Below are 26,024 nucleotides of genomic sequence, written 5' to 3'. Positions count from 1 at the left end.
GAGTGTTACCCCTGAAGAGCCAGCTTCCCCTTCTCCATGAGCAGCTTGCCGTCCAGATATACGGTCGGCTCCTTAACGAGCCCGTCGATATGGACGCCGGCCGTGATCGTTCCACCGAACGTATTGTTGCTGCCGAAGGCCACATGTATCGTGCCGTACACCTTCTCGTCTTCCAGGATGACCCCGGTAATTCTCGCTTTATCGTTCGTTCCGACTCCGAATTCGCAGAGAAGCCGGCCGTCTTTGTCACCGAGCATGCCCAGGAGCTGCGGACCGGCTTCGCCTTCCGCTTTTACGATACGGCCCTGTTCGATGGTGAGCAGAAGAGGCTCGCTCAGCTTGCCGATTCCGGCAATGGACCCGTCGATCAGGATTTGCCCTTCCGCCGTTCCTTCCAGCGGCGCGATGTACGCTTCGCCGGACGGCAAATTCCCCGACTCGCCAGGATTCAGATACAGCCCCGTGCTCGGCACGCCGTTTCTTCCCTCCACAGGGAAAGCGAGCGTGTAGCCGCCCTTCTCGATGCGCACCTCCCGGGCCCCGGTTAAGAGCTTCGTCACTTGATCCGTCAGACGCTTAACCTCGGCATAATCGGCCGAGATGGCGCCGTGGAGGAACATATCCTCCGTAATGCCCGGCATCGTGGCCAGCCTTGCTCCGGCGGCAGCCGCATTTTTGCGGGCCTGCGTATGCGTGAGGGACTGCTTCGTGATGCAGACGACCACGTTCGAGGTGATCATCGCGGCGGCAACTGCGGAAGGAGGCTCTTCCCCCGGTCTGTACCGGTCCTTCATGACCATAAGCACCGCCTCCGCGCCAAGCGCTTTTCCCGCTTCGTAAAGCGGCTCCGCAAGATGTCTCTTATCTTCGTCCGAGACGACAAGGAATGATTCCCGGGCCTGCAGTCCCAGACTGCTTTGCAGCACGTGTTTGCCGACTTCGATGAGCGATTCGTTCATGATCTTCATCCTTTCTAATTTGGCGTCCTCTATATCATTTCCGATACGAGCTTGCCCATCAGGGCATTGGATAGAACCACCGGCTTGCCCGAAGCCTCCGCCATGAACTGCCGAGCTTCCTCCGTGTACCCCATACAGTCCAGTACGATGATATCGCTCTTCTCTTTCAGTTCCTCGGCGGCACGCCGGAATTCGGCTTCATCCCGTTTGTACGGCGACGCGACGGCAAAAACCGGGCTCAAGCCGTGGGGCTCGTACTTCTGCGCAAGCGTTGCGCACTGCTCCTGCAGCGGTACGAGCACGCCGAGCCTGCGGCCGCCGGCCATCGCTTTGACGGCAGGAGGGATAAGATGGTCGGGCTCGATCAGATACGACCGCTCTGCCCGGAGGCCGGGGAATACGCCTGTGCACAGCAGCAAAATGTGCCGGATTCCGGCCTCCTCGAATTCGCTAATCCGCTTCTGCAGCAGAGGTTGCAGCTTCTCGCGCGACATTACGACGGATTCGCCGGTCGCCAGACGCGACGTCAGTACGTATTGCCCTTCTTCCGGAAAAAGCTCCCTCTCGATGTCCGCTTTATCCAGCCCGTCCAAAGCGCCGCCTTGAACGAGTTCCGCCCGTCCCTCCAGGCAGCGCTCGATAATCGGCGCCACGTCCGTCCGGGGCGCTTGGCCGATTGTGATCATTCCCAGTTTTCCCATGTTCTCCACCCCCATGTAAGATCCGCCCGAAGCGGCTGAAAAAAAAGGACAGGGGAACCTCCCCTGTCTGCTGTCCCGATCCCCGCTTACTTGCCGCTGGTCTGCAAAATTTTCATGGACCCGTACAGCTTCGTGATCAGGCTAAATTCCTCCGGGTCGTAGAAAGCGCACGTCCCCGACGTCGTTTCCTTGGCCGCTTCAATGGCGAAACGCGCCGCTGTCGCGATGTCCGTCTCGTGGCTCGCTCCCGTTCCGCAGCCCGGCACGACGGATTGCGCCGTGACCGCGACGCCGACGACGGGAGCATCCGTCGCTACGCACGGCTGAAGGATGGAGTTGATGTGATACAGGTCGTTGCCGTACGGCGTGATGTCCTGCATCGTAACCGGGAACGTCACCGCATGCTGACCGGTCGTCATCTCCATAATGCGGAGCAGATCGTCGCTGACGCGGAGGATGTACCCTTCCTTCACAGTCGGCGATATCGCGATGCCTTTGTGATTGATTACGCGGTTGCCCTTCGTCGTGTCGATGGACAGAATCGCGTCCATTTCGGGCACGACTTCCTCCCGGTTCATCGTCAGGATATCGACCGGCGAATCCATAAAATCGACCGGTTCATGCGGGCGGGTCGGCGCGTCCGGGCAAATGTGAGTCGTTACGATCACATCGCCCGGGAGCGCGTCGCCCTTCGTCTGCATATCCGCCAGCTTCAATGCGGCCGCGACAGCCGCAACCGCTCCGTCCGCATCCGATACGAGGCCGATGCGGCTCGGGCGCGCTCCGATGCCGCCCAGACGGCCGATAATGCCGAAGGTCGGCGCGCTGCCGCCCTTGCTTTTGCCGTCCGTGCCGGGGATTACGACTTTGACGAAATCCGTGCTTCCTTTTTCTCCGCTGACTTTGGAAACGGTCACCGATACGCCGGGATAGGCGTCGAACAATTCTTTGACCTTCGCTCCGCTTGCATAAATACTGTCCAGTGTATCGAGAACGGTCATCGTTTGTTTAAGGGTCATGTTAACTTCCTCCGTATGAATTCACTTTGATGTCGAAATGAATGAGTCGGGATCTAATCCAGATAAGAAAGTACCGGCTTCTTGATAATGTCTTCCACCGCCTGCAGCAGCTTGCGGTTTCTCATCGTCGTGCTGAGCAGGAGCTTCTCGGCGGGCACCGCAATGATTGCAATTTGCTGCCCCTTCGCGATGGCGGCCGATACGATCGGCTTCGCTGTTTTCGCATCCAGCGTCATGATCAGATCCGGGAAAGTGGCAAATCGCTCCCCGTCTTTCTCCAGCGTCATGTACTCGTTCCAGAACGTCATCTCGTACGCGTCGTCGATCCGAACGGTTCCGGCATCGAAACCGCCCGCCGTTTCCAGTGAGAAGTCCGTTACCGTACCGGCGGTTACGACCCTGCCGCCGAGCTGCGCGACCACGGCCTCGATGGCGGCCTCTCCCTTCGCGGAGAGCAGCGCCCGGCCGACTTCGATCGCCTGCGTAATGGCCCCGGCCGCGCCGTTGGCTCTCGCGTAAGCCGCCGTCACGGGGTTCCGGGCAACGGCGACCAGACCGCCCGCTTCGATGGAAGCCTTGCGGATCATCGTCGACGCCTTGTCCAGCGACCCGGAGATGCTCAGCTCGATGTAGCGGTCGCCACGGCCGCCTGCGGCCGCTTGATGGGACACGTAGTCCTCCACCTCGGACAAGTTCATCGAGCCCATGGAGCCGGTCGGGTGAGCCCGTCCGTTGCAGGCGAAATCGACGAGCGGCACGCCGGTGATCGCCGACTGGAACCAGCCGTTGACCGTCGTCCCGGCTCCGTTCTCGTTCGTGTGGAGCCCTTGGATGGGCCGGCCGATTTTGGCCGCGAGCATCTCAAGCGCCTTCGCATAGTGAACGGGCTTCACGAACTGTTCTTTGGCCGCGGGAGCGCCGACCATGGAGACGGTGACCAGCAGGTCGTCGTCCCCGAATTCGTCGAGAGAGATCAGCTCGGGCTCGCCGACTTCGAGCGCCAGGCGTCCGAGCTTCAGTCCCTCTTCGATCCAGCCGCCGCCACCGCCGCCCAGAACGGCACCGCCGTAAACGGCCTGCTCTACCATTTCTTCGTTCAGCTTGAGTCTCGTCATGGAAGCCACCTCATTTTTTGAGTTTGAATACGGAACTAAAGAAGCTGTACAGAGCATCCCCCGCGATAAAGCCTGCGGCGAGAATGCTCATCGGCGTTTCGGCTTTTTTCTTGAAAATTTTCAGAACAACGATCCGGATCAGAATACCGACGAGTACCGCCCAGCACGCATTCGGCGAAACGATCAGAAGACCCGTTGCGAAAAGCACCCCGATCTGACGGGACGGCCCCCCGATCAATTGGACAATCGCACCCGGAATCGCCCAAAGCAGCAGCTGGCGGGCAATATCGGCCGAAGCTCCGGCCTGGATCGTGGATACGTACACTTTGTCGATAGGCGGAACGAGGTTTTGCGCGAAATAGCCTTTGTACGAGAGCAGCACGGTCAGCAGCGCGACACCAAAGGCGATCATCGCCGTGATGTACTGCTGTTTTCTCCCGTGAAGCTCCAGCTCGGGATCTTTGCCGTTGCCCCGGAGAATGTATCCGGCTTTCAAGTCGTAACCCATATCCGCAAACGCCGGTCCCGTCGCCGCGCTAAAGCCGGCCAGAAGCGCAAGCGCAACCGGCGGAAACCCGATCAGCATACCGAACAGCAGCGTAATAAAAGCGACGGCAAATGCCGGGAACCAGCCGGAATGCATAGCGGCGATCCCTACGATAATCTCGTGCACGAAGGCCGCGAAAGCGGCGAAAATGATGAAGCCGATCAGCATGCCGAGCGACATTTTCGTCATAATCCCGCCGATGACGGCAATGAGCAGCGCGATGACCAGGTAAGCGGCAAAACCGAGGCTGAGGGTGCGGCGGGCTTCTTTATCCGTCCGGGTCAGCCTGCTGTCCGTGATTTCTTCCTCGCCTCCCGCTTCGGACTCCGCCGATTTCGGACGCTTGAAAATGAGCAGCCCCGCCTGGATGAGCGCGACGATACCTGCGCCGATCATGACCCCGTGGGCGATGTACAGCTGATTGACGTCGATATCGAACCACGGCACCGAATACTGCCGGATCATCAGGCCGATGCCGAACATCGTCAGCGCCCAGATGTTCCCGATAAACGCGACACCGAAAGCGGACATCGAGATTTTAAAATATGAGCCAATGAGCCCGATAACGGTACCGACGCCGAGCAGCAGCGCACGCTTGCCGCCTTTGTCCCCCGCCAGGATAGACTCCGCGGTAGCTACGCCGGGCGCCCAAGTTCCTTTTGCCGGGAAAAGTTTGGAGTCGTAGAGCTTGTACAGCAGCGTCGCGTCGACGAACATCGCCAGCGCGGCTCCGATCAGCATCGGCACGATCAGTTCCGTCGCGCCCATCGCAAACGGAATCCCGATCGGAATGAGCAGGCTGTTGGCCGCTCCGAACGTCGCCGAGGAAATAGACGTCTGAACCAGATTTTGGCGGTGAATCGATTTGTATTTACGGAATATCATCACGGGAATCCGTGCGATCAGCATCGCGACAAGCGCTCCGATAATCGCGGTATTCGGGGTTACCCCCAGCGTCGTGACGAGCTGCATCCCGATAATGGCCCCGATCACACTGGTGACAATGTTCAAGATCAGCGCGAACGGCTCGAAAATACTCGGGTGCTTCTTTTCCTTTTCCTTTTCCTTTACCTCTTTCTCTTCCATGGACAATCCCCCTAATCACTTGATGTAGAACCATTCTCCCGTCATCTGTTTCCTTGAGGAAACTTTTCTCTGTTACGGGAATGAAGCCGAAGGCAGAGGTGCAAGTATTTTTTATACAAGTAGTATGTGCAAAATGGAATGTTCCGACAAATAAAAGTGCAATTCGGTAAAATCGCCTTGTAATAAACATCCCATTCCATCACGCCCATACCGCTTTAAAGCTTTACTAGAATATAGCCCAAGGGTATGACAAAACCGGCTCGCGGGCGCTTTCCGAACGAAATTACTTTCCGGCCGATTCCGGCAAAACCTCCGGTAACGTCCGTTTCTTTTTCATGGAAAATATACGCAGTTGAACCGTTCCGAGGAGAACCCCGGTAAAAACAAGCGCAGCCCCGAATAGCTGAGGAGTCGTAACGGCGCGGCCGAAAAGAAGAAATTCCAGCAGCATCGTCATTAGCGGCTGCAAATTCAGCACGATGGCCGCTTTCGCCGCGCCTAGCGTCTGCATCCCTTTGTTCCACATGACCCCCGTAAGCCCCTGTGCCACGATCACCGTCACGATCACGAGCGCCCACATCCCCGCGGGATGTATCCAGGTGGCCTCCCCGGCCGCCAGAACGAACGGATCGAAGAGCACGGTGCTGAGCGCGAAGCTGTAAACCGTCACGATAAAGGGAGACAGCCGCCTCGTCAGAATGCGGACAAAAATCAGGTTGCACGAAAAGGTAAACGTCGCGCCCGCCATAATCCAGTCGCCTGCATTAAACTGCAAACCGCGGACATTCAAGGCGAAAGCCAGACCCGAAATCGCGATCACACTGCCCGCCACCATGCGCCAGGTCACCCGTTCTTTCAGGAAAAGAGCGGCCAGGCCGGCCGTAAACAAAGGCGACAGTGTAAAAATAAGCGACGCGTTCGTGGCCGTCGTGAGCTGGAGTCCCCGGAACAGCAGGATCTGGTTCGCAATGAGGCCGATTCCGGCCGAACAGCAGAGCCAGAGCGCGTCTTTTCCCGTTATTTTCACAAAAGTGCGCGTTCCCCACGCCCACAGCAGAAAGGTGCCGGACACGATCGTCAAGCTCAGCGCCGAGAGAAACATGGGAGGAAACTCCCGGAGCAGTACCTGGCGGACCATGTAATTCAGCGCCCAGACGAAGACGCAGAAGATCAGAAGCAGGTACGATCTGGCCGATGTCCAAGTCACGGGCTGGGCTTAATTCGGCTCGCGGACATCATCGAGCTGCTTGAAGTAATGGGAGGCGAACAAGCCCTCCGCTTCGACGGCGTCGACGACCGGAACATGCAGTTCGCTCCGGAGGACGGCGGCCAGGCCGATGGTCGAGAAGCCCGTGCAGGCGAACACGATGACCTTCGTCCCCGCATCCAGCAAGGAGCGGGCGGCTTCGACCGCTTTCTCGCGTCCGGCCGGTGTCATGAGATCCGTCGTGTTGGTGACGCCTTCGGGACGCGCGTAGCGGACAAGCTTATCGCCGAGCAGATCGCGGATGACCCCAGGCGCTTCTTCCGTGATGCCCAATACGCCGACGGGCCGGCCCATGGACAATGCCGCGTACGCCGCGGCGCTTCCCGCTCCGATGACCGGCACCGAGACGCTTTCGCGCAGAGGCTCGATCGCCGGGTCCGCCGCGCAGGAGATGACCAGCACCGTGCAGCCTTCCGACTCCATCCTCTTGCCCAGCTCGACAATTTTCGGAACGGCGATGGCTTCCGTCTCCCCGTTATAAATGCCGAGAGGCTGATCCGGAATGCATTTGCTCACAACCGGCAGTCCGTACGTCTGCTCCAGTAACTTTCCGTGCTGCTCGAGAACTTTCGTATCTTCTGTCGTTAATACGCGAATCACTCCGATCATGGCTTCCCATCCTTCCTCGTTTTCGTTTGCTTTTGTAGACTTCGTGTGGCTTGTTAATGTTGGATTGGTAATATTGTATTCGTTTCCAATGAGGCGGACCATGTTCTCGGCTGCCAAAAATAACGAAGGCCCTTTGTGCTCAGAGCACAAAAGGCCGGATTTCATTCCAAATTTTTCAATAAATAAAACGACGTGCACAAATAATACATCAGCCGTTTCGACGTATCTTCCATGTCTATGTCAGCTATGTCTTTGATGCGGTCCAGCCGGTATTTCACGGAGTTCCGGTGGATGTACAGCTTGTTCGCCGCTTCGATCAGACTGCCCCCGGCCGCCAGGTAAGCATAGAAGGTGGGCACAAGATCGGTTCCGTTGTCCCGGTCATACTTGGAGAGCTTGCCGATCTTCTTCTCCGTGAACGCATCGAACCCTACATAGGCCGACGATTCCAGCAGCAGATCGAACATCTCGATCTCGTCGTAGCTGAACGTACGGCGTTCCTTGTCCAGACGGCCGCCGATGGTCATCGCTTTTTTGGCCTTCACGTAGCTGCGATACACTTCCCAGAGCGGAGCTTTGCCGCCGAAACCGGTCCGGATTTGGCTGTGGGAGTCCAGCAGCGGGGCCAGAACGTCGGCCCACCCGGCCGTTTTGCCGGCGCCCGGCTGCTTCGTGCTCGGCGCCGGCGATGCCAGCAGCAGGACAAGCCGGTCCCCCTGCCGGAACAGATGGGACTTGACCTTGCGGGCGGCCGACTCGCTTTCCGTCAGCTCGCCCAGGGCGGCCGGCAGAGAGGCGTGCTCCTCGAACAGATGCGGCTCGCCTTCAACGATGCAGACTTCCCAGCACCAGTCCGGCTGGAGGCCGAGCTGCCTCCCTTTGTTTTCCGCGTCCTGCCTGGACAAGGGCAAGCCCATCAGCAGCTCTTCGAAGAAGCTGCCCTGCAGCCGCTGCTCCGTGTCGTAGGCGATCTTGCGGCGCATCAGCTCCAGCGAGAACACCAGCCGCGCATGCTCGATGCAGACCTGCTCCAGCTCGTCGAGCTGTTCCTTCCCGATGATGAGGCGCCCGGCGAACTGCTTGTCCACCGACACGTCCCAGCTCTTCGTCCGGCCGGCCGGCGGATCTCCCGCATCCGCCGGCGACGAAACGATGACGCGGCCGTTCTTGTGGATCACCCAGATGGGCGCCTGGACCAGCTCCGCCACGCTGTCCGCCACCACCTGGATGCCTTTGTTATGCAGCACAAGACCGGTCAGCGTCTTGTTCACTTCCTCGGACCTGCGCAGCAGAGCCGCTTGTGTATTCAAAATCTGCTCCATCACCGTATGCGTAATATCGATATACGGAATTCCCGGCGGAATCTGGATCACCGGAATCCGGTACCGGTTGCTCAGCTCCACCATTTCGGCGGGAATGCCGCCCATGAACCGCTCCGGTTTGATCGCAAGCGCCGCGGCATCCGCCCTTCTCAGCTCTTCCATCAGCTCCAGCACCAGGCCCGGATCGTTGCGCATGGAATAGCCGGTGGTCAGAATCAGCTCGCCTTCCCGCAGCCAGCCCTTGATATCCGGGACCTCCATAATGTCGATATAGCGCACGACGCGGTCCAGCCCTTCTTCTCCGCTGATCAGCGACGCGTCTTTTAATATCGGAAGCTGGAGCAGCTCCCGGACCGTCATCCCTTTGAGATTCATCGTGTTCACCCGATTTCAGACAGTTTGTGCGTTTCTTGGTGCGTGGGGCAAAGGTAAAAAAACTTCTGCGTCTATTGTATCATTTCTGCGTTTTTTTGTGGGGAAGGAGGGGCGTGGCAGGCAAGGGAAAAGAAGGATGCCTGTTAGGAGGCTCCTTCTTTTTGAGGGAGTGGCTTGGGTTTTATTGGGACCAGAAAAGGGGCGATCATTGCAATCAGCCAGTACCAAATCATATAGGCTGTGGTTAGAGGGAGCTTACCTATTTGAAAAAAATCTCCGCTTTTAACATAAACAATCAGATTCGCAAATACGGGTGCTAAACTAACGAAGAAAAAGATACATTTACTGAACAAACTGACTTCAACTTCACTCATACAGTGAGCGCAGATTACTTTCTTATTCTTATGTAAAACTACGAAGACTTTACTCCATTTCAGATAACCGTTACAACTCCTACATCGCTTTCTCATGAAATTCTGTACTCCCCTAATTGAGTTATAGAAACCAGCTTATTCCTCGCTACCCATTGGTGGTCGAAGCTTGAAGGAGCTCTGGATCCTAATCAAATCATCCAAAACCGTTATTTCATGCAAAGCGGATTCATGCTGTAAAGAGGTGCTTTCGGCATCACCATGAAAATGCCTCACTCCTATACGAATGCATAAGTGTCCTCCACCGAACGTCTATCTGTCCTTCTTGCCAGCCCATCTGAACATCACTGTTTCTAAATTCCCTTCGGCGATAATCTTCGTTCATACTCCGCGAACCAATCATATCTGTGCGCTTTTATCAAAGAAAGGGCTTCACATAAAGCCGCCTCCTTTAGAAGCAATAATTGATCGTAATTGATTTCCGATTTTCTTAACCATATGTATGCTAACGATTCGCCACAGCTTGCAGCAACCATTTCACCTATAACGTCTTGATTAGATACCTTCAGCAGGATAGCGATTGTTTCTTCATCTTCAAAATGTTCGCCCAGATCTATCGCCGCATCATCTTTTTCAGCTTCCGTTGAATATGGATCTAGTAAAATGTCGATTAACGCTTTTTTCATAATGAAAGATTCTTGCCCCCGAGGGACAGAAGTCCATTTTATAGGCTCTTTATTAGTATTTTCATGAATCGGTTTGGGTTTTAAAGTAGGATCGTTTTTTCTAGCCCACCATTGGGACTCGTGTCCATAATAAATAATATAGGCCCAATCATCGGGAGTTTCATGATACCGGATATCGTCTTCATCCAAAAAGTCCATCTCCGACCATTGAAGATTTATCCGGCAGACAGCTTCGCTTTCCTCTATTGTAAACTCTCTCATCATGCACTCTACGATTTCATAACATAGGGCATAAGATTCTTCGTTTGTCTTAAAAGAAAAATGAATCATCCAACATTCCCCTCTACTACACGCTCTACATCCTCTGTTGTAAAATACACCCCCGGGTATTTTTGGTGATCCTCTTCAAACGGAGAGAATCTCGCCGCTACTGCAGCAATTTCTCTAAAAAGAACTCTCTCCGTTTCAGTTAATTCCTCGTCAAGATCGTGATTGTATGTTAAATGAAATTCTTCGCAGAATTCTTCTGCTTGAATTTCTTTATCCTTGTATAGTCTTAGCAGCCAACACAGGCGCTCTTTGGGTGTCCGTTCCATTTGAGATCCCCCTGCCTCATGCTATTCAAAATATTCCTTTCGCATCCCTAGGCAATTCCCTGACCTGCATCAGATAATGAGTCATATTCGTATCATCCTTGTTTTCGTATGTAAACCCAAAATGTTCAGCTACATGTTTGGCGAGAATTCTAAATAATTCACAGGCCGTGAACACCGAATTCCACACATTTTCATAAGTGCTGTCCGAATAGGTTTCTTTATACAGGTCCCAATAAGGTTCGGGAAGATAGATTTTCAGATACTTCCCCATTTTTCCTATGGAAACTTGAAAATCATTTTTAGTGCCCACCCACCATGCAATCATCTCGTCCAACCGGGGTCTAATGACTTGTTCAAACATTTGTTTCGCATAAGGTAATTCGTCGCGCCATATCCCCTTTGCTACATTTTGCAGGCACCACCAAAAATTATTGCAGCACACTCTATACCGTTGCTCGGAAGGCTGTTTTATCTGATAATCGATATCGGTTGGAGCAGGAATGAGTGGCAGGCAGTCGTCCTTATCTATCAATGGAACTGTCAATTTATCTCCGCCATATCTTTCAAGCATGGATTCTTTCGTTTCAATGCGAAGATCTACTCGGTTTCCATCCTTAAATAGCATTAAATACCCGTATGATTGAGTAAAATCCATATCCATGCCTATCGATTGGTCATTTTTATCAGGTTCTTGCAACATAAGCAAGTCACCAAAAGTGTGTATCCAATTTGCATCATTAATAAATGAAGCTGTTTCCGTTACTACATAAACAATATCAAAGTCCTGAAAAATATCTTTGGGGACATTAGAATTGGTGCGCGAGCCGTTCATATACACCGCACGAATTCGTCCGTCCTTGCGAGCAGTCTCTTCTAATAAATCAAACATTTCTTTCTCTGTTCTCATCCGCAATCCCTCTCTTAGGTCAATATTAAATACAAGCAAGCTCCTTGATAGTCCTCTTAACTGCTCCAACTTCAATCTTTATGTTAAGTACGTCCATGTTCTCTTACAAGAAGAAGTATGGTTTTTCAATAGCATTCAAATTTATTTCGTGGTAAACTTTGGTCGAATAATAGAATCAAATCAGAATAGAGGGAATCACATGCATCCTAATTTTAACTTTAACCAAGTTATCAATATAAATTTCAGAGGCTACACTCGTCCTATCCCTTTGACCAATTCGTTCGGCAATGTATATCCCGTTTTGCTTGACGACATATTAGCAAATGTTTTAAATGTAACCGACTCGGATAAGGTCCTTGATATCGGAGGAGGATCGAACCCGTTTTCCAAGGCAACTGTTGTTACAGAACCCTATCTCGAATATTCTGCACATCGATCAGGCAGGCAGGTAAAGCCTGGCATTGAATATTTAGAATGTTTCGCGGAAGATTTGCCTTTCGATAACAAATCGTTTGATTTTGCCATTTCCAGACAAGTGTTTGAGCATACAAACTCTCCAAGCGATGCTTGCAAAGAAATGATGCGCGTTTCAAAACGCGGTTTTATCGAGACGCCCCAAAAGAAATTTGAACTTCTTTTCGGGCCAAATCCGTCTCACAATTGGTTTGTGTCAGTCGAGGGAGATACAATCGTTTTTGAGAGACGAAAATTCATTCGGCATTCTTTGCGACATCTGGGAATGAGTGCGTTTCCGAGTTCACAAGAAGGGCAATTATTGTTGCATTGGGAGTTTAAAAACCTTACGAATGTACAATTTTATTGGGAGGACCATTTCAAATATGAAGTGATTGATTCTCAGGATGGTTTCAATTACGCAAATCCTATCCATGCATCTGAAGCACATTTAGACGTGGCAATTTGTGGCATCTTGCAAGGCGGATTCTATCTGGATGCCAGAGCCAGCGATGCACGAACCGCTATCCAATTAAGACCTGATTGGTCTCTGGCGCACAATACGCTTGGCGTCATCCTTTGGAAACAAGGTGATCTCAATGAGGCATTATCAGAGTTTAGGATCGCGGCCGAGCTTGAGAAACGTGACGAGTATAAACACAATGCCTCCCTTTCCAATCCAGCTGATGAACCAATTCTAGTTGATTTCGAATACGCATTGCCGATTGACGAAGAGTACTGCAGTAAATACTTGAATTCTTATTCACTGGATACCTCGAAGCTGCTTAAATAGCTGAAAAACATACATTCATCATAGGCAGACGTGTACTGGAATCCTTGGTCATTGTGAATGATCAGTCCGGTCACGTCTTTGTGCTGTTCAAAAGTGGCGTCTTAAGTCTTGATTATAATTTGGGCTGATTCAGCATATCACACCCCCCCGCTTTATTTAAGTCTTCCTCGATCTTACATTTTTCTTAAATTTACAAGTTTAAAATAGTGGTACATTAGTCCATAGTTACGTACTAACTATGCTCGGTAAGATATGTTATAACAAGCAACGTTTCCATAAAAAAAAGCGCCCCGTCCCCGGTTCAACACCGGGAACAGGCCGCCTCTTAACTTTATATCTTAACTAACGACTGCCCACAAAGCCGGAACGTTAGCCGGTTCCCAGCCTGGCATAGCCGTGTGACCCTGAAGAGCTCTGTAAGTCTTCCCTTGGTAGGTGACGAGATCGTTGACTTGGTAAGTGGTATACGCAGCCCAAGCGGCAGCGCCGGAGCCTGTATCCGTTGTAACGGTCACCGCGTTGCTCGCCGGAGATACGTTGCCCGCAGCGTCTCTCGCTTTGACGGTGAAGGTGTAGGACGTTCCGCCCTGCAGACCGCTGACGGTCGCGCTCGTACCTGTCACTGTAGTAGCAAGCGTCGAGCCGTTGTACACGTCATAGCCGGCTACGCCCACATTATCTGTCGATGCGCTCCACGACAGGGATACACTGCTGGACGTTTTGGCTGCCGCCACCAGATTTCCCGGAGCCGTAGGCGGCTGCGTATCCGTCGGGTCGGTCGACGGGTTGGTCGTTACCGTCACCGGGCTGCTCGCCGGGGATACGTTGCCGGCCGCGTCCTTCGCTTTCACCGTGAAGGTGTAAGCCGTGCTTGGGCTCAGACCGCTGACGGTCGCGCTTGTGCCGGAGACGGATGCCGCCAGCACGGAGCCTCTGTACACGTCATAGCCGGTCACGCCCACATTATCCGTCGACGCGCTCCACGACAAGGTTACGCTGCTCGAAGTTTTGCCTGTCGAGACCAGATTTCCCGGTGCCGTCGGCGCTTGGGTATCTTGAGTTGGAGGGCTTCCGATGCCGACAGCGGCATAAGCCGCTTTTACCGAGTTAACCTGTGCTGAGTTGGCACCGAAAAGATCGGTGGCCGAACTGATAGCCGCTTGACGCATGGCCGCAAAATTGGACGTGCTCGTCAAGTAGTAAGTAAGAGCTTTATAGACAATCTTGGCAGCATCCCCGCGGCCGATACCGGTTACGCTGACGCCGCGATGCGTGCCGCCCTGAGCAAGCAGGTAGAACGCTTTGTTGGGAATGCCGCTGTTTTTATGCACCCCGCCGTTATCGTCGGACCCCCGGTAAATGTTGCTGTAATGGTCCGGCTGGTTGAACAGCGTCGGATTTTCCATTGAGCGCAGCGCATCGCCCGGGATGGACGGTGTATAGATGTCATCCCCGATCAGCCAGTTCGTTCCTTGGATGGTATTGCCGAAAACGTCCGAAATCGACTCGTTAAGCGCACCGGACTCTCCTTGATAAATGAGTCCCGCCGTTTTCTCGGTAATTCCGTGCGTCAACTCATGGCCGATGACGTCGAGATCGCCGGAGAACGAGCGGAATGTCGAGCCGTCGCCGTCACCGTATGCGATTTGCGTACCGTTCCAGAAGGCGTTGTTATAGCGGCTTCCGTAATGCACCGTCGACTTGATCGCCATTCCTCTGCCGTCCAGGCTGTCGCGGTTAAAATTATTTTTGAAGTAATCATAAACGACTGCCGCATAAGCATGCGCATCGACTGCCGCCGGGTCCGTCCACACGTTGTCCGCATCTCTCATCAGCGTTCCCGGAAGCGATTGCGTGTTGCCCGCCGAATAAGTAATGATGCCGCCGCCACGCGTCGTATCCTGCATCACGTATTGGGTGCCGCTTTGCGTTGTTGTAAACGTTTTCGTATCACCTAGCACACCGACGCCCGTACCGGTCGCATGGTCCAGCATGCCGTACTGGTTCACGATTTTGCCCGTGGCCGCATCGATAAAATACGTCTCGCGCTGCGGGGAAGGCTCAAGCACATTCACTTCCGTGATGTATACCAGCACGTTCTGCCCGTTGACCGGATAGAAGTTCAGCTCCGCCTGCTGCTCCCGCTCCTGGGCACCCAGCTTGCCGATCCGCTTCTCCATATCTTTGTTCGCGATCGCAATCGCCTTCTCCGCACTGATCTTCGGCGCGATAGCGGTGAGTGACTGCTGGCCGTTGTCGGCAACCGTACTGCCCAGATACGCCGAGACGTTGCCCTCCTTGTCAAAATGAAGCGTCTGATCCGTACCGAACACCGGAATTCCCTGGATATACTGCTTCAGACGCACGTGCTGGGTTCCTGTCTCGGCATCCGTCGCCTGATCCGTGATCCGGATGGTCTGCTCCGCATCCCCCGTCAAATTGAGGAGCCCCTTCTTGGCGTTCAGATAACCCCATACTTTCGCTTCCAGAGAAGCATTCTGCGGAGCAACCCACTTCTCCCCGATAAAACGCGGAGCGGCCAAATCAGCCGGCGAACCCGACGCGGAATTGCCGGAGGCTGCGCCTACCGGAATTGCGGACAACGCCATTACTGTACTCAGTACAATCACGGATAAACTCTTTTTCATTCATCATTCATCTCCCATCATTTTTTTAATGCAAGGCTCTTCAACCCTATGATGATAACGCTTTCAAAACACTCCCCTTTCAAAAAGCTCATTATCTCAAATCTCTATGTTAGTTGAACCGGATGCACGCTTGGAATGGCACAAAAAAACAGCCATTTTCAAACTGTTAGTTATTCTTGGCTGCAATTTCATTGGTAAATATGTAATTATTATGTTATTTTTACAATTTCATAATACTATCGGTTTTGCGAGTTGTCAATTGACCGCGGGTTGAATCTAAGAAAAAAATTTTTTAGTTGAGAAGGAATATTTTTAAAAAGAGGGCTGCTGTTCGAAGCTGTAGAACCTGCCGGTTCTAGAAGATCTACGCCTAGCCGGCCTACAAACACACATGCATAATCCTTTTCGCGATGGCAAGCGCTTGTTCGCTTTGTATATAAAAACGTTCAAATTCTTGATTGAATACTTCGTTTATTGTATCTCTAAGTGCAAGAAGGGACAGATCGGATCTCTGTTCATTTATAAATTCCATAATGTATCTGATTTCTAAAGAATACTCATCATCCAGTAAGGGCTCAATCTCAATGGGATTCCATTCGTTAATGATTTCTTGGATTTTGTAGAAATTCGCGGTCAACAGTTCTCCTCCTTGAATTTTTTGATGACACCGCTTATTTGCTGTACATTTCGCTCATCGCACCAAATTCCAAAAAGCCGTTTCCGCATATTCCAATAAACATCCTCCCCTACTACTTTTTTTACGTAAGATCTTTTAAATCTTTCTGTGCCAGATCCATGGCGCTCAAAACCCAGCCCTTCTTTCAGCCAAGAGGATTCCAGCTCAACTAAGTTTCTCCTCTTCAAGGGAAATATCAACAGAATAATCGGCAATATTATTTAACGCCTCTGTCTTGGCAGTGGGGATTATGGTGATTGCCCCTTGATCTTTCAGTATCTTAACACTTGCTGTAATTCGGCTTCTCAAAGAATGGATCCACGCCGTATTCAACCAGGGAAAACAAAATAGGGTTTTGCCGTGCGCGAGTCCAATAGCTATGGAGGCGTTCCATCTCTCGTTACTGATATGCTCTATGTTTCGATCTAAACGTGAGGACGACAGTTCAAACCATTCTACGAGCTCATTCAAAGTGAATTTGTTGGTTTGTTTTAACCCCTTTTCGATTTGCTGCCGTACTGTCATGCCTCCAAATCGTTTTCTTGAAATGACACCCTCACCAACATAACATCCAACTTCAGCAAGTACAGACGAGTCCGCGGCAAGAACGTTATTCAGGTATAAGGTCCCGTTCTGCGCTTTTTCCCTCCCCGTTAAAAAATAGGATAACACCCAGCCTCCCGAACCGCATTCGCCGATAATTCCGTATACATGCCCGCCTCTAAACTCATAGGAAAAATTTTCGCAATAATCCCGCATCTGCCCATAGTTAGCTAACTTGGGATCGCCCAATACCGTCAAATTCTTTACTCGAACCGTGTCGATGGGTTGTACCATTGGTTTAGAGCCTGCCTCCTCTCAAGAGTATCTTTAGTCATTCATAATGTACCGGCTCCAAAGTTACAAAAATGATTTTGAAATCTAAAGCAGCTAAGAATTATCATTCAACATTTGCTGAAGTTGGGGACTCATGGGGATAATCTGCTCTCAGGCTCTGATGATAGTACTATTGGGATAGTAAATGGCACGACTTATTAATTATCAGTCCATCCCCAAACTCTCTTGGCATATTCTATAATTACATATGCTACACCTTCTGTAAGGTTTGAATTATCTACTCTAATCGACCCTTCATCACCTAATAATTTTCCTGAAACCAGCGCGGTGTACATATTTTCTTTCCTCTCTCCATCCAGTTTTATAATGAGTACCGAAGAATCCGACTTCATTTTTTCAAAAAACGGGAAGAAGTAATCAACTCCACCAAACGGAGGTTCTTCAGTAACCCTTATCCCCAAATAATTTTTCAATTCATCAAAACGTTTGATATCAAGGATCATTCCAACCTCCTGATAGCTAACTAAGTAATTTGTTATTTATTCATTTCAACTTTTTTAAATAAAGATACTAACAGTGAAATCTCTTCTTTACCGATCATAATATCCGCATCTGCGCCGCGCGTTAGTGATACTACGAGAATAATCGAATGTTCAAAAACATTGACTAATATAAATCCCTGTCTTTTTAATGACGGCCAGCTTACGTTTATAAAATCGACTGTATACCTTTCTTGATGAAAAATATCGCTTAAAAGGATGTCATTTGCTTTAGCTACTGCTTTTTAATACTCTCTCTTACTCTTCGAAAGTTAAATCTATCTCGGCAGTCATTCCATGCTCATGGGTCTCAGAAATACTAACCTCTACATAACCCGCCTCGTTCAAGGATACTTTTAAAACTCCAGAGTCTTCTTCAAAAACAGAATGAATGCTTAAAGAGCCTATTTCTTTGTACGGTTTCTTTGTCATTGGACACCTCTCTCCTGATAATTGCTCCTGTCTTTCCGTTAATCCGTTAATATGCCAACTACTTTTTGCTATCTTCAATTCACCGTTCGATAAGTCCGGCCAAAAAGACCGCGAGTATCTTTCCGGTTTGAATTCTCGTGGAGAGAACTCGATCTGTGCTTCATGGTCACAAAACGCATAATCAAATGGCAATGTAGGGTCCTGTTCCGTTGTGAAACTTAATCGTTCGTTGCCCAGACCCTTTTCTATTTTACAGTGAACCCAATCGTCATCCGTTCGCTCAATCTGAACCACATCTACCTGTCTGCTCGCCAGCTCCGTCTCACTCAGATTTATGGAAACATACCATCCGGGATTATCAATGGTAGTTATTCAAATACCACTATCATGTTCCCAATCTCCATTACAGTGTGACGCGTACCACTCCTGTAACCATCTCAAAATCTCCAATGGCCTTCCTCCTGATGTTTTACTCTATTTCGTGCAAGAAAAATATCATAAAAAATCTTTGTTTAATTCCTTTAACCAATCTGATAATTGAATAACATTCGTTTCTAATTCGCTATAAGTAAAACATTCCTTTCTAAGGACCGGCTCGTCCCAGTTTAAATTCCGTACAATAAAAATCAAAAAACTCTGAGTTCCCAAATACCAACCTACATCTAATGCATAGTTATTCGGGTACCTAACAAAAAACATATCTTCCTGTAAATCGTCATTGTCCCCATGCAATAGGGTACTGTTATCGATCTTATACTCGTTATATTTAACTACTCCAGGATAAAAATTTATGTTTTCAAACATGATTTCACCTCATACTGCAGATTGCGGTTCACTACTTGTTAGAATTCTTTTAAGCTGCGGTATGACCAAATCCAATTTCCCCCTTAAGTATAAATCACTTATATACAAAATATAACAGATACAACACGCCAGATATTCTAATATTTCTTGATCATCTGTGTTTAGTCAAAATTAGCTATTTTCGCGAATATCTCCAAAAATTTGTCTAAGATACGTTAGTAATCGTGTTCTCTTTTCTTGAATGGCTATAGCCTTCTCATTATTCGCATAGATTTTCTGAATCTCAAGTTGAGTGTAGAGGTAGAATAGATACCCGGCAATTTTCCTGCTAATAACCGGTTCATCCTTTATCGCACCTTGTAAATATACTAATTTCTTAAATAGTTCTGCGAAAGAATGCTCGTCTATTTCCTTACCTCTCAGTGGAACGACAATTTTCTTCACCAAGTCCGGAATATCGAATCTAAATTTTCAAATGTGTTCATTTTTATCCTCCCTATGGCACCAATATCCTGCCTATCCTAATTTATAAATCGCTGCAAGCAAAACAAAAAGACGGGATTCTGTTCCATTAAACATGCATCCTTGACATTGTTAAATCAACACAAAAAAACACATTGTATTGCAAATCACGATGTGTTTTTTCAAATCTACAAAGACTTATTTTAATACTATACTATCAAAAATGATTACAGTTACACCCAATGGTAGAGTAATATAACCTCCTTGCTTAATTTGTTTTGAGCTTTTTATACCAAGTGGTTTTAGTTTTAAAATGAACTTTGGAAACATAATTTGAACCAAACCCATACTTGCAGAAACTGCTCCCAAAATTGTTAGTGGGCCCATGTATTCATACCTCCAATGAACTTAGGTCATGTTCGATTGGGCTTAACCGCCCGATTCAAACGTCTCTTCCGCGTGTAGTGCTGACTCTGGTTGCTTTAAATTATCCCTGGCTGCTTGGTCCATTTGATGTTCATAGGTCACCCTTTTCAATGGCCACCAGGATTTCTTCGGTTGTGTACGTCTCGTTACCTGCAATGTCCCTTTTGGCCTGCCTGATCAGCATCTTTAATTCCTCATCGCTCTCGATTTCCTCCTGAACGATGTTATGCAGCGGCTTCACTAAGTAGTGTTTTCCCTCGATATCTACAATGGTGAGTCATCCTCCTGTACCCATGTCTTAAATAATTCGGCATTCATGCTTCAAGCTTTCTGGGCATTTGAAATCATCCCTACTTGATATAAATATCCATTATTGCGAATTAACCCTTATAAGTTATGCGGCTTTCCTGAAAGCAATCTGTGAATACCCCGACCTATTCCTCCGTAGCTTATTAATCCGTAACCAGTAAAAATTTCAGGTTTTTTCTTCAAGACTTCTCCTGAAAGAGAATAGAATTTTTCCCTTGTCATGTCCCAAAATCCGAAATCAATACTTTTCTCTTCATCAGTAACGATTTCTGAGCCAATCGTCTCAAAATAACCTTGCAACCAACCTTGTTTATTAATAACCATGGGGGGAATTAACAAATTATAGGGATCGAGATTATTCGGAATCTGTTTAGTGTCAGAAGGGGTATTGTAAAGATAAACAAGATACCATCCTTTAGATTTTTACTCTCCACACTGTCGTTGATCACTTTGCCGAAATAAAAAAGATTTTCCTTCGGTTCCATGACAAAAATGTCTCCATCCTGCGGCTTCTTCCTTGTTCGTTTTAATAAACGAAGTTCTGTAAATTCTTCTGTCATTACGTTCATCCCCTCTTTCTATAACTTAGCAAAAGGAAGGCATCAATTGAAACCAATTGCTGCCTCACTTTCTTTCGTACTGTTTATCCACCCGTTACAGCGTCAAATTCACCCACCGTAAAGGTAATATAGACATCCAGTCTATTAATTCAGCGATCATTCAAATATAGATCATACATTCCAAAAATTAAACAAAGGACCACAACCTCCGTTGTTGTCCTTTGTGGAAATATAAACTCTCCTTGCATAACTTATACTTATAGCAAGAATCAATCTTCAAATGCACTAGAACTCAAGAAGCCTTCCTGCCACTCATTTTTATCCACATGATATTCATCTATATAAAAATCTTCCGGATATTCTTTAAAACCAGGCAATTCTTTATATTTATTAATTACATCCTGTGCTTTATCTCTAGAAGAATAGATACCAATTGTTTTTGTATATTCAATTTGGTTTATTTCATAACTATGTTGCAGCAAAAAAACTGTTTGCATGGTTATTCCCCCTTCAACTCTACTCCACTAAATCTTTCACCTTTATTCTTTCTATCATTAGGAGTAATGTAGATTACGAGAATTATCTTGTAGATTTTAATATATGCTCTATGACTTTACTAAAGGCAAGTTCGGCAGTACCGCCTTTACCCTTAGTTGTATTACCTTCGCTATCTAATGCGTGAACTACATAACCATGACCTCTTTCTTTGCACTCTAACGTATAAGTATAGTTATTATCGGCCAACCACGTCATTAAATCAGTCAAACTAGGTAACCATGTTCCTTTAATAGTAATGTCTGAAGGTGCTAGTAAGTCTCCTTCGGGCAAGATTCTACCACCTAACACCCATACTTCTTCGTTAACTTTGTAAAAGTCAAATGGTGCTATCTCATCAATATAATAAGTTCTCTTAAAGCCAAGTTCTTTTAATCTCAACGCTGAGGTTTCAGACAAGTACATTTGCTCACCCACTTTATAAATAGATTAAGCGGCCTCCATTAAATAAAAGAATATCACCGATCTTGGGGTTCTTCCTTGACAAGCACCTAAGATGTGATGCACCAATTTGCCGCCTCATCTTCTTTCTTACGTATTTAACTTCTTTCTTTCGCAAGAAACACCTCTTCGCCAAAATGCTGTCTGGCATTTTCCTCTAGATAATTGGGCGCCGCCAACTCTTTAGGGTCTTCGCTTAGAAAGGTCATTGTCCCTTCTTCCAAATCCTCTTTCTTCCACCACTTAAATGATTCCACTTGTTCTCTGCAATTCATTAACGCTAAGTATTCGTTTGAATAATAATTGCACCAAAACACACCGGGCAATCTCAAATCCGGAGTACCTGTGACATGCTGTCGATCTTTCGAAAATCGATGTGTTATATAACCAAATTGACCATTAAATAATTTAATATAATGTTTAAAAATAGAGGTTAACTCCCACTTTTTTTGCAAAAAAATCTTTACGGAAAACGATAAAATAATAAAGTTCATAGATTTCTTATTAGGCCACTCCCACCAATGTGAATTTATGAAAAGTGCTTGCTTTTCCGCTTTCCCCTTAAAGCAACCTGTTTTTCCAACCATTTTTTCAAGTTCTAGATCATAACATCCCTCAGTCTCACTGCACCAAAGTTCTATAGCTTTTTCTCGAGAATATTTAATTTTTAAAGGTTCTGTTAGCCCAATTTTTGAAATAACCGTCCCAGACTCTGATAGAGTATCGAAAAAATTTTCAGCTATATACTTTTTGTTAAAGGTTTGATAGGTAAATATCACTAACATGATTTCAGACATCTTGTTCACCCCTTGTACCCTTAGTAGTTTGTATAGCTCCCGTTTTGTCCGATTTTTGCATTTTGATACTCTGGCTCATGCAGCAAAATTTGATTAGTCGAAGAACCTGCTCCACAAAAAGAAACCCTGACGGTTTAAAACCATTCAGGGATAAGATACTCCATTGGCCCATAAAAGTTTCTTGTAAGTTAATTAAAAATGCTTTATAAATTGTGCGGTTGGCCTGAAAGCAATCTGTGAATACCCCGGTCTATTCCTCCGTAGCTAATTAATCCGTTTCTTATAAATTGACTCGGCTTTTCTTTAAGTATCTCCCAAGAAAGAGAATAAAATTTTTCTGAGGTGCTGTGCCAAAAACCGTAATCAAGATTCTTTTCATCACTCGTAACCTCGCTTGAACCAACGGTTTCAAAGTATCCTTTTAACCAGCCTTGTTTCTTTGTTACTAACGGGGGAATTAATAAATTGTGGGGGTCCAATTGATTTGGAATTTCTTTTGTTTTTGCAGGATAATTATATAAATAGATTAAGTAGCCTCCATTAAATAAGGGATTTTTACTCACTACATTGGCATCGATGACCTTGCCGAAATAAAACAAATCTTCCTTTGGCTCCATAACGAAAATATCACCGATTTTTGGGTTCTTTCTTGTTCGCTTCAATACTCGAAGTTCTGTAAATTCCTCTGTCATTTAGTTCACCTCATTTGCTCCATTCAAATGATTTCATTAAGGTTTCTCCTATTACACTCGATAATGAAATTTGAGGTATTTGGATTTCCATGTCACCTTTTTCTCGTAAATATCCTTTCGTTTTGTATCTTTTCGTGGGGGAATATACGTATATCTCTTTATCCGTATCCAACGTAATCATAACTTGTACATACTCTTTCACAAACTGATTAACTGTTTTTATACCCACTACCTCATGCAGATTACCTTTTATATTCTCAGTTAAATACGGAGCTTCCTTACATATTTTAAATGCCTGTATCAATAGTCCCCCTAGATCTTCTGCTTTAAAGGGGGCATGTACAAAAAGTACTCGATTTGTGGAAGAACTTAGTCCAAGACTGTCTTTAGCAAGTGAATTAAAGATGATGAAGTCTTTATTTTTATTCATCGAAGCAGATACCATTAGCCGGTTCATGACTTCCTCCACTCTTTGATAAGACCGCCAAGTGACAAACACAAGGCGGTCGATATTAACACTTCCCAACTGATTTTTGAGCGTGAGCTGACTAACTATTTACACATTTTAAATACTTCCAATAATGCTTCTCCTATTTGATCTTTTGTTGCATTAAAAGGTATCGCTACTTTGGTTTTGCCGTTATTAATGTAACCAGGACCTTCTTTTTTCATAGGTGTAAATTCATAAACTTGCCTGTCTAAAAACATCTGTATAATGACATGATAATAAGCTTTGTTAAATTTACTGGGTGTTTTATACCTCAGCATTTCCGGAAGATTTCCCGAAATCTCTTCCTTCAAATCGGGCTCGTTCAAACATAGTTGAAACAACTTTAGTATTTCTGTTCCCACTTCTTCAGCAGTATAAGGAGGATCTATTACCGTATATCTGTTTGTTGAAGCGTTCAAACCGATTTGATTTGTAGCTGTAGCATTTAACACAATGGAGTTTTATTGACTAAGATAAGCTCCTACGATGTAGTACACCAATTTGCTCCCTCCTAATAAAGAGGTTAGTCATTTTCTTTCATATATAGTTGATACGAAAATTGAAAATCCTCCAGAAGTCCATAGGACTTCATTTCCGGGTTACTCCAAAATCGCAAAACTTCATTTAATGGGTTTGCTAAAGGTTCGCCTTGTGAATCCAGGATAGTTACCGTATCAAAATACTTATTCCAATCCCAAACTCCCATGGAAGCCTTCTTATATACTTCACCGACATAAGCACTTACTTCAAAGATAAAGTTCCAGTCTAATTCTACCTGCTTCATTTTTTCAGCCAATATTAAATCTTCAACTTCTTTGAGTGTTGATGGGTCTAAGCTGAACTTCTTTTTTAGATAGAACTTTGAGAACCATAATTCATGATTTTCAAGCAGTTCTTTTGCCTGTTCTAACGTAGGCTGCAGAATAGGGATACTTTTTAGTTCCAGCAAATGTATCCCTTTTTCTATCGTTAAGGATACGAACTCTTCCAGAACTTCTTTTAGGCTGTCGTCATCTTGAAAACTCCAAAAATCTCCCAAGATCAGATTATCTTCCATCAATTGATGTCCATAGGTTACATCTGTTATTTTTAACGAAGTATATAACTCTAATCTTAACCCATTAGGTACATACCTGCTTTTGAAAAAAACAATATATTGGGTCACCTTGTTTATTTCTCGTGTATACATCCAGGATAAATTATCCCTGCGTCCAGCATAATCAAACCCGTATACAGCTAGTTTGGGACCAACATACTTGTCCAATGCCTTTTTTATATTCATACCGTTCGCTCCTTAAGGAACTGCTATATTCGCAGAAATTGTTGGCCAAAGTGGCGGTAAAAGTGACGGAGCTAACCTTACTGCTCTATAGGCCACATAAATAGCAGCTGAGATTTTGGCCGCACATGAATGTTGACTAAGATAAGCTCCTACGATGTAGTACACCAATTTACTTCCTCCTAATAAAAAGAAAGGCAACAATTGAAATCAACTGCTGCCTCACTTTCTTTCGTACCTATTTACATTCTTTCTTTCGCAAGAAACACCTCTTCGCCAAAATGCTGTCTGGCATTTTCCTCTAGATAATTGGGCTCCACCAACTCTTTAGGGTCTTCGCTCAGGAAGGTCATCGTGCCTTCTTCCATGTCCTCTTTCTTCCACCACTTAAAAGATTCCACTTGCTCTCTGCAATTCATGAATGCTAGATACTCGTTTGAATAATAATTGCACCAGAACACACCGGGCAATCTCAAATCCGGAGTACCTGTGACATGCTGTCTTTTTAAAGCGTCAGAATGTGTTAATTCTCCATATACGGCTTCAAAAAGTACAATAAACTCTTTAAACAACTTTAGGATTCCTTGTTTTTTGGAATCAAACACATCAACCGAGAAGATGAAGTACATATAATTTAGCTTTTTCTTATTCGGGCAATGCCACCATTGACTCCCCATGAACAATGATTTTGGGCCTTTTGCCATGAAGTTTCCGGCTTTCCCCACCATTTTTTCTAATTCTATGTCATAGCATCCTTCTGTCTCCGAGCACCATAAAGAAATGGCTTCTTCTCGTGAATAACTAACTTTAAGAGGTTCTGTCACTCCCATCTTAGTAAATAAAAATCCATTCTCACTTAAAGAATCAAATACACTTTCCGCTATATTCTGTTTGTTGAAGATTTGGTAGGTAAATAGGGTAAGAGATATTTCCTTCACACGCTTTCCACCTTTCCTCATCGTTAATAATTTTTGTACCACCACAGTAAAAAAGAAAACCATCAAGCGAGTTGCAAGATGGTTTTTAAAAGAAATTTCGTTTAAAATACTCGTTTTAAAGAAGCTTTTAACTAAGCCCTTAAAGAAAAGCACAATTCTTTTACTCTCATGTGGAATAAATCATCTTATTATCTTTTTGAAAGTCTATTCAAGAATTTGATCCATCTCGGTCCCAAAGCTTCGCTTGATGGACTTCCATTGTAGAACTCCTGATAATCGATGTTCTTTAGTTGTTCGTTTAGTCTGTGACCTCGATCTGTTGGCTGTAAATCC

The 26,024-nt window shown here is 47.1% G+C and carries 30 protein-coding genes and 1 pseudogene; 1 reads left to right on the top strand and 30 read right to left on the bottom strand.

From position 1 onward, the window contains the following. Window positions 1-5: 5 nt before the first annotated feature. The 11 genes from KVT34_RS16465 to KVT34_RS16410 form a co-directional block, all read right to left on the bottom strand. Window positions 6-959 (bottom strand): aminopeptidase, encoded by a 954-nt coding sequence (locus KVT34_RS16465; protein ID WP_217559905.1) that lies wholly within the window; start codon window positions 957-959, stop codon window positions 6-8. Between the two features lie 29 nt (window positions 960-988). Continuing rightward, window positions 989-1,660 (bottom strand): AroM family protein, encoded by a 672-nt coding sequence (locus KVT34_RS16460; RefSeq protein ID WP_254634931.1) that lies wholly within the window; start codon window positions 1,658-1,660, stop codon window positions 989-991. 86 nt (window positions 1,661-1,746) lie between these two features. Next, on the bottom strand, window positions 1,747-2,679 hold the full coding sequence (locus tag KVT34_RS16455; RefSeq protein ID WP_217559902.1) for a DUF1177 domain-containing protein: 933 nt from the start codon (window positions 2,677-2,679) through the stop codon (window positions 1,747-1,749). 53 nt (window positions 2,680-2,732) lie between these two features. Continuing rightward, window positions 2,733-3,794, bottom strand: a complete 1,062-nt coding sequence (locus KVT34_RS16450; protein ID WP_217559900.1) for an S-methyl thiohydantoin desulfurase family protein — start codon at window positions 3,792-3,794, stop codon at window positions 2,733-2,735. Between the two features lie 10 nt (window positions 3,795-3,804). Next, window positions 3,805-5,427 (bottom strand): OPT/YSL family transporter, encoded by a 1,623-nt coding sequence (locus tag KVT34_RS16445; RefSeq protein WP_217559899.1) that lies wholly within the window; start codon window positions 5,425-5,427, stop codon window positions 3,805-3,807. A 283-nt stretch (window positions 5,428-5,710) separates the two neighbouring features. Continuing rightward, window positions 5,711-6,634: a DMT family transporter gene (locus tag KVT34_RS16440; RefSeq protein ID WP_217559898.1), complete on the bottom strand. Its 924-nt coding sequence runs from the start codon at window positions 6,632-6,634 to the stop codon at window positions 5,711-5,713. 9 nt (window positions 6,635-6,643) lie between these two features. Continuing rightward, window positions 6,644-7,303, bottom strand: a complete 660-nt coding sequence (locus KVT34_RS16435; protein WP_217559897.1) for an aspartate/glutamate racemase family protein — start codon at window positions 7,301-7,303, stop codon at window positions 6,644-6,646. A gap of 161 nt (window positions 7,304-7,464) precedes the next feature. Then, complete coding sequence (locus tag KVT34_RS16430) at window positions 7,465-9,000, bottom strand: PucR family transcriptional regulator (RefSeq protein WP_217559896.1); 1,536 nt, start codon at window positions 8,998-9,000, stop codon at window positions 7,465-7,467. A 724-nt stretch (window positions 9,001-9,724) separates the two neighbouring features. After that, window positions 9,725-10,387, bottom strand: a complete 663-nt coding sequence (locus KVT34_RS16420) for a hypothetical protein (RefSeq protein ID WP_254634930.1) — start codon at window positions 10,385-10,387, stop codon at window positions 9,725-9,727. Continuing rightward, window positions 10,384-10,653 carry a magnesium and cobalt transport protein CorA gene (locus KVT34_RS16415; protein ID WP_217559895.1) on the bottom strand — a complete coding sequence of 90 codons (270 nt, stop codon included), beginning with the start codon at window positions 10,651-10,653 and terminating at the stop codon, window positions 10,384-10,386. Before KVT34_RS16415 ends, KVT34_RS16420 begins: the two co-directional genes overlap by 4 nt. A 25-nt stretch (window positions 10,654-10,678) precedes the next feature. Beyond that, entirely contained in the window at window positions 10,679-11,560 is an 882-nt protein-coding gene (locus KVT34_RS16410; RefSeq protein WP_217559894.1) for an aminoglycoside 6-adenylyltransferase, read from the bottom strand. Between the two features lie 199 nt (window positions 11,561-11,759). Between KVT34_RS16410 and KVT34_RS16405 the strand changes: the two genes are divergently transcribed. Then, window positions 11,760-12,806 (top strand): class I SAM-dependent methyltransferase, encoded by a 1,047-nt coding sequence (locus KVT34_RS16405; RefSeq protein WP_217559892.1) that lies wholly within the window; start codon window positions 11,760-11,762, stop codon window positions 12,804-12,806. A 338-nt stretch (window positions 12,807-13,144) separates the two neighbouring features. On the opposite strand, the gene KVT34_RS16400 is transcribed toward KVT34_RS16405, so the two are convergent. From KVT34_RS16400 to KVT34_RS16310, 19 genes and pseudogenes are all read right to left on the bottom strand, one after another. Next, on the bottom strand, window positions 13,145-15,454 hold the full coding sequence (locus KVT34_RS16400; RefSeq protein WP_217559891.1) for a M4 family metallopeptidase: 2,310 nt from the start codon (window positions 15,452-15,454) through the stop codon (window positions 13,145-13,147). Window positions 15,455-15,833: 379 nt separating this feature from the next. Then, the gene (locus KVT34_RS16395) at window positions 15,834-16,091 is read right to left on the bottom strand and encodes a hypothetical protein (protein ID WP_217559890.1); all 258 of its coding nucleotides are present in this window, start codon (window positions 16,089-16,091) and stop codon (window positions 15,834-15,836) included. A 204-nt stretch (window positions 16,092-16,295) separates the two neighbouring features. Continuing rightward, entirely contained in the window at window positions 16,296-16,967 is a 672-nt protein-coding gene (locus tag KVT34_RS16390) for a P-loop NTPase family protein (RefSeq protein ID WP_254634929.1), read from the bottom strand. Window positions 16,968-17,164: 197 nt separating this feature from the next. Continuing rightward, window positions 17,165-17,470: a hypothetical protein gene (locus tag KVT34_RS16385; RefSeq protein WP_217559889.1), complete on the bottom strand. Its 306-nt coding sequence runs from the start codon at window positions 17,468-17,470 to the stop codon at window positions 17,165-17,167. A 294-nt stretch (window positions 17,471-17,764) separates the two neighbouring features. Continuing rightward, window positions 17,765-18,130, bottom strand: a complete 366-nt coding sequence (locus tag KVT34_RS31855; protein ID WP_254634950.1) for an Imm64 family immunity protein — start codon at window positions 18,128-18,130, stop codon at window positions 17,765-17,767. 57 nt (window positions 18,131-18,187) lie between these two features. After that, a pseudogene (locus tag KVT34_RS16375) lies at window positions 18,188-18,379 on the bottom strand (Imm53 family immunity protein); the annotation flags it as partial. Between the two features lie 54 nt (window positions 18,380-18,433). Beyond that, entirely contained in the window at window positions 18,434-18,742 is a 309-nt protein-coding gene (locus KVT34_RS16370) for a hypothetical protein (RefSeq protein WP_217559888.1), read from the bottom strand. A 660-nt stretch (window positions 18,743-19,402) separates the two neighbouring features. Next, window positions 19,403-19,591, bottom strand: coding sequence for a hypothetical protein (locus KVT34_RS16365; protein ID WP_217559887.1), 189 nt, complete (start codon window positions 19,589-19,591; stop codon window positions 19,403-19,405). A 130-nt stretch (window positions 19,592-19,721) separates the two neighbouring features. Further along, complete coding sequence (locus tag KVT34_RS16360; RefSeq protein ID WP_217559886.1) at window positions 19,722-19,871, bottom strand: hypothetical protein; 150 nt, start codon at window positions 19,869-19,871, stop codon at window positions 19,722-19,724. A 146-nt stretch (window positions 19,872-20,017) separates the two neighbouring features. Further along, window positions 20,018-20,305, bottom strand: coding sequence for an Imm26 family immunity protein (locus KVT34_RS31850; protein WP_309244101.1), 288 nt, complete (start codon window positions 20,303-20,305; stop codon window positions 20,018-20,020). Between the two features lie 463 nt (window positions 20,306-20,768). Continuing rightward, on the bottom strand, window positions 20,769-20,996 hold the full coding sequence (locus KVT34_RS16350) for a DUF7336 domain-containing protein (protein WP_217559885.1): 228 nt from the start codon (window positions 20,994-20,996) through the stop codon (window positions 20,769-20,771). 82 nt (window positions 20,997-21,078) lie between these two features. Continuing rightward, window positions 21,079-21,459 (bottom strand): hypothetical protein, encoded by a 381-nt coding sequence (locus KVT34_RS16345; protein ID WP_217559883.1) that lies wholly within the window; start codon window positions 21,457-21,459, stop codon window positions 21,079-21,081. A 134-nt stretch (window positions 21,460-21,593) separates the two neighbouring features. Next, complete coding sequence (locus tag KVT34_RS16340; protein WP_217559882.1) at window positions 21,594-22,292, bottom strand: hypothetical protein; 699 nt, start codon at window positions 22,290-22,292, stop codon at window positions 21,594-21,596. Between the two features lie 203 nt (window positions 22,293-22,495). After that, window positions 22,496-22,984 (bottom strand): immunity 26/phosphotriesterase HocA family protein, encoded by a 489-nt coding sequence (locus tag KVT34_RS16335; protein WP_217559881.1) that lies wholly within the window; start codon window positions 22,982-22,984, stop codon window positions 22,496-22,498. Between the two features lie 10 nt (window positions 22,985-22,994). Continuing rightward, entirely contained in the window at window positions 22,995-23,441 is a 447-nt protein-coding gene (locus tag KVT34_RS16330; RefSeq protein WP_217559880.1) for a hypothetical protein, read from the bottom strand. Window positions 23,442-23,536: 95 nt separating this feature from the next. Next, window positions 23,537-23,926, bottom strand: a complete 390-nt coding sequence (locus tag KVT34_RS16325) for a hypothetical protein (protein ID WP_217559879.1) — start codon at window positions 23,924-23,926, stop codon at window positions 23,537-23,539. 71 nt (window positions 23,927-23,997) lie between these two features. Continuing rightward, window positions 23,998-24,756: a hypothetical protein gene (locus KVT34_RS16320; protein WP_217559878.1), complete on the bottom strand. Its 759-nt coding sequence runs from the start codon at window positions 24,754-24,756 to the stop codon at window positions 23,998-24,000. A 12-nt stretch (window positions 24,757-24,768) separates the two neighbouring features. Continuing rightward, window positions 24,769-24,921: a hypothetical protein gene (locus tag KVT34_RS32735; protein ID WP_217559877.1), complete on the bottom strand. Its 153-nt coding sequence runs from the start codon at window positions 24,919-24,921 to the stop codon at window positions 24,769-24,771. Between the two features lie 74 nt (window positions 24,922-24,995). Next, a complete protein-coding gene (locus tag KVT34_RS16310) occupies window positions 24,996-25,844 on the bottom strand; it encodes a hypothetical protein (RefSeq protein ID WP_217559875.1) in 849 nt (282 codons plus the stop codon). Between the last annotated feature and the right edge of the window lie 180 nt (window positions 25,845-26,024).

This window comes from Paenibacillus sp. GbtcB18 (assembly GCF_019091125.1).
Classification (GTDB): Bacteria; Bacillota; Bacilli; order Paenibacillales; family NBRC-103111; genus Paenibacillus_F; species Paenibacillus_F chitinolyticus.
This window is presented reverse-complemented; position numbering and strand designations above follow the sequence as displayed.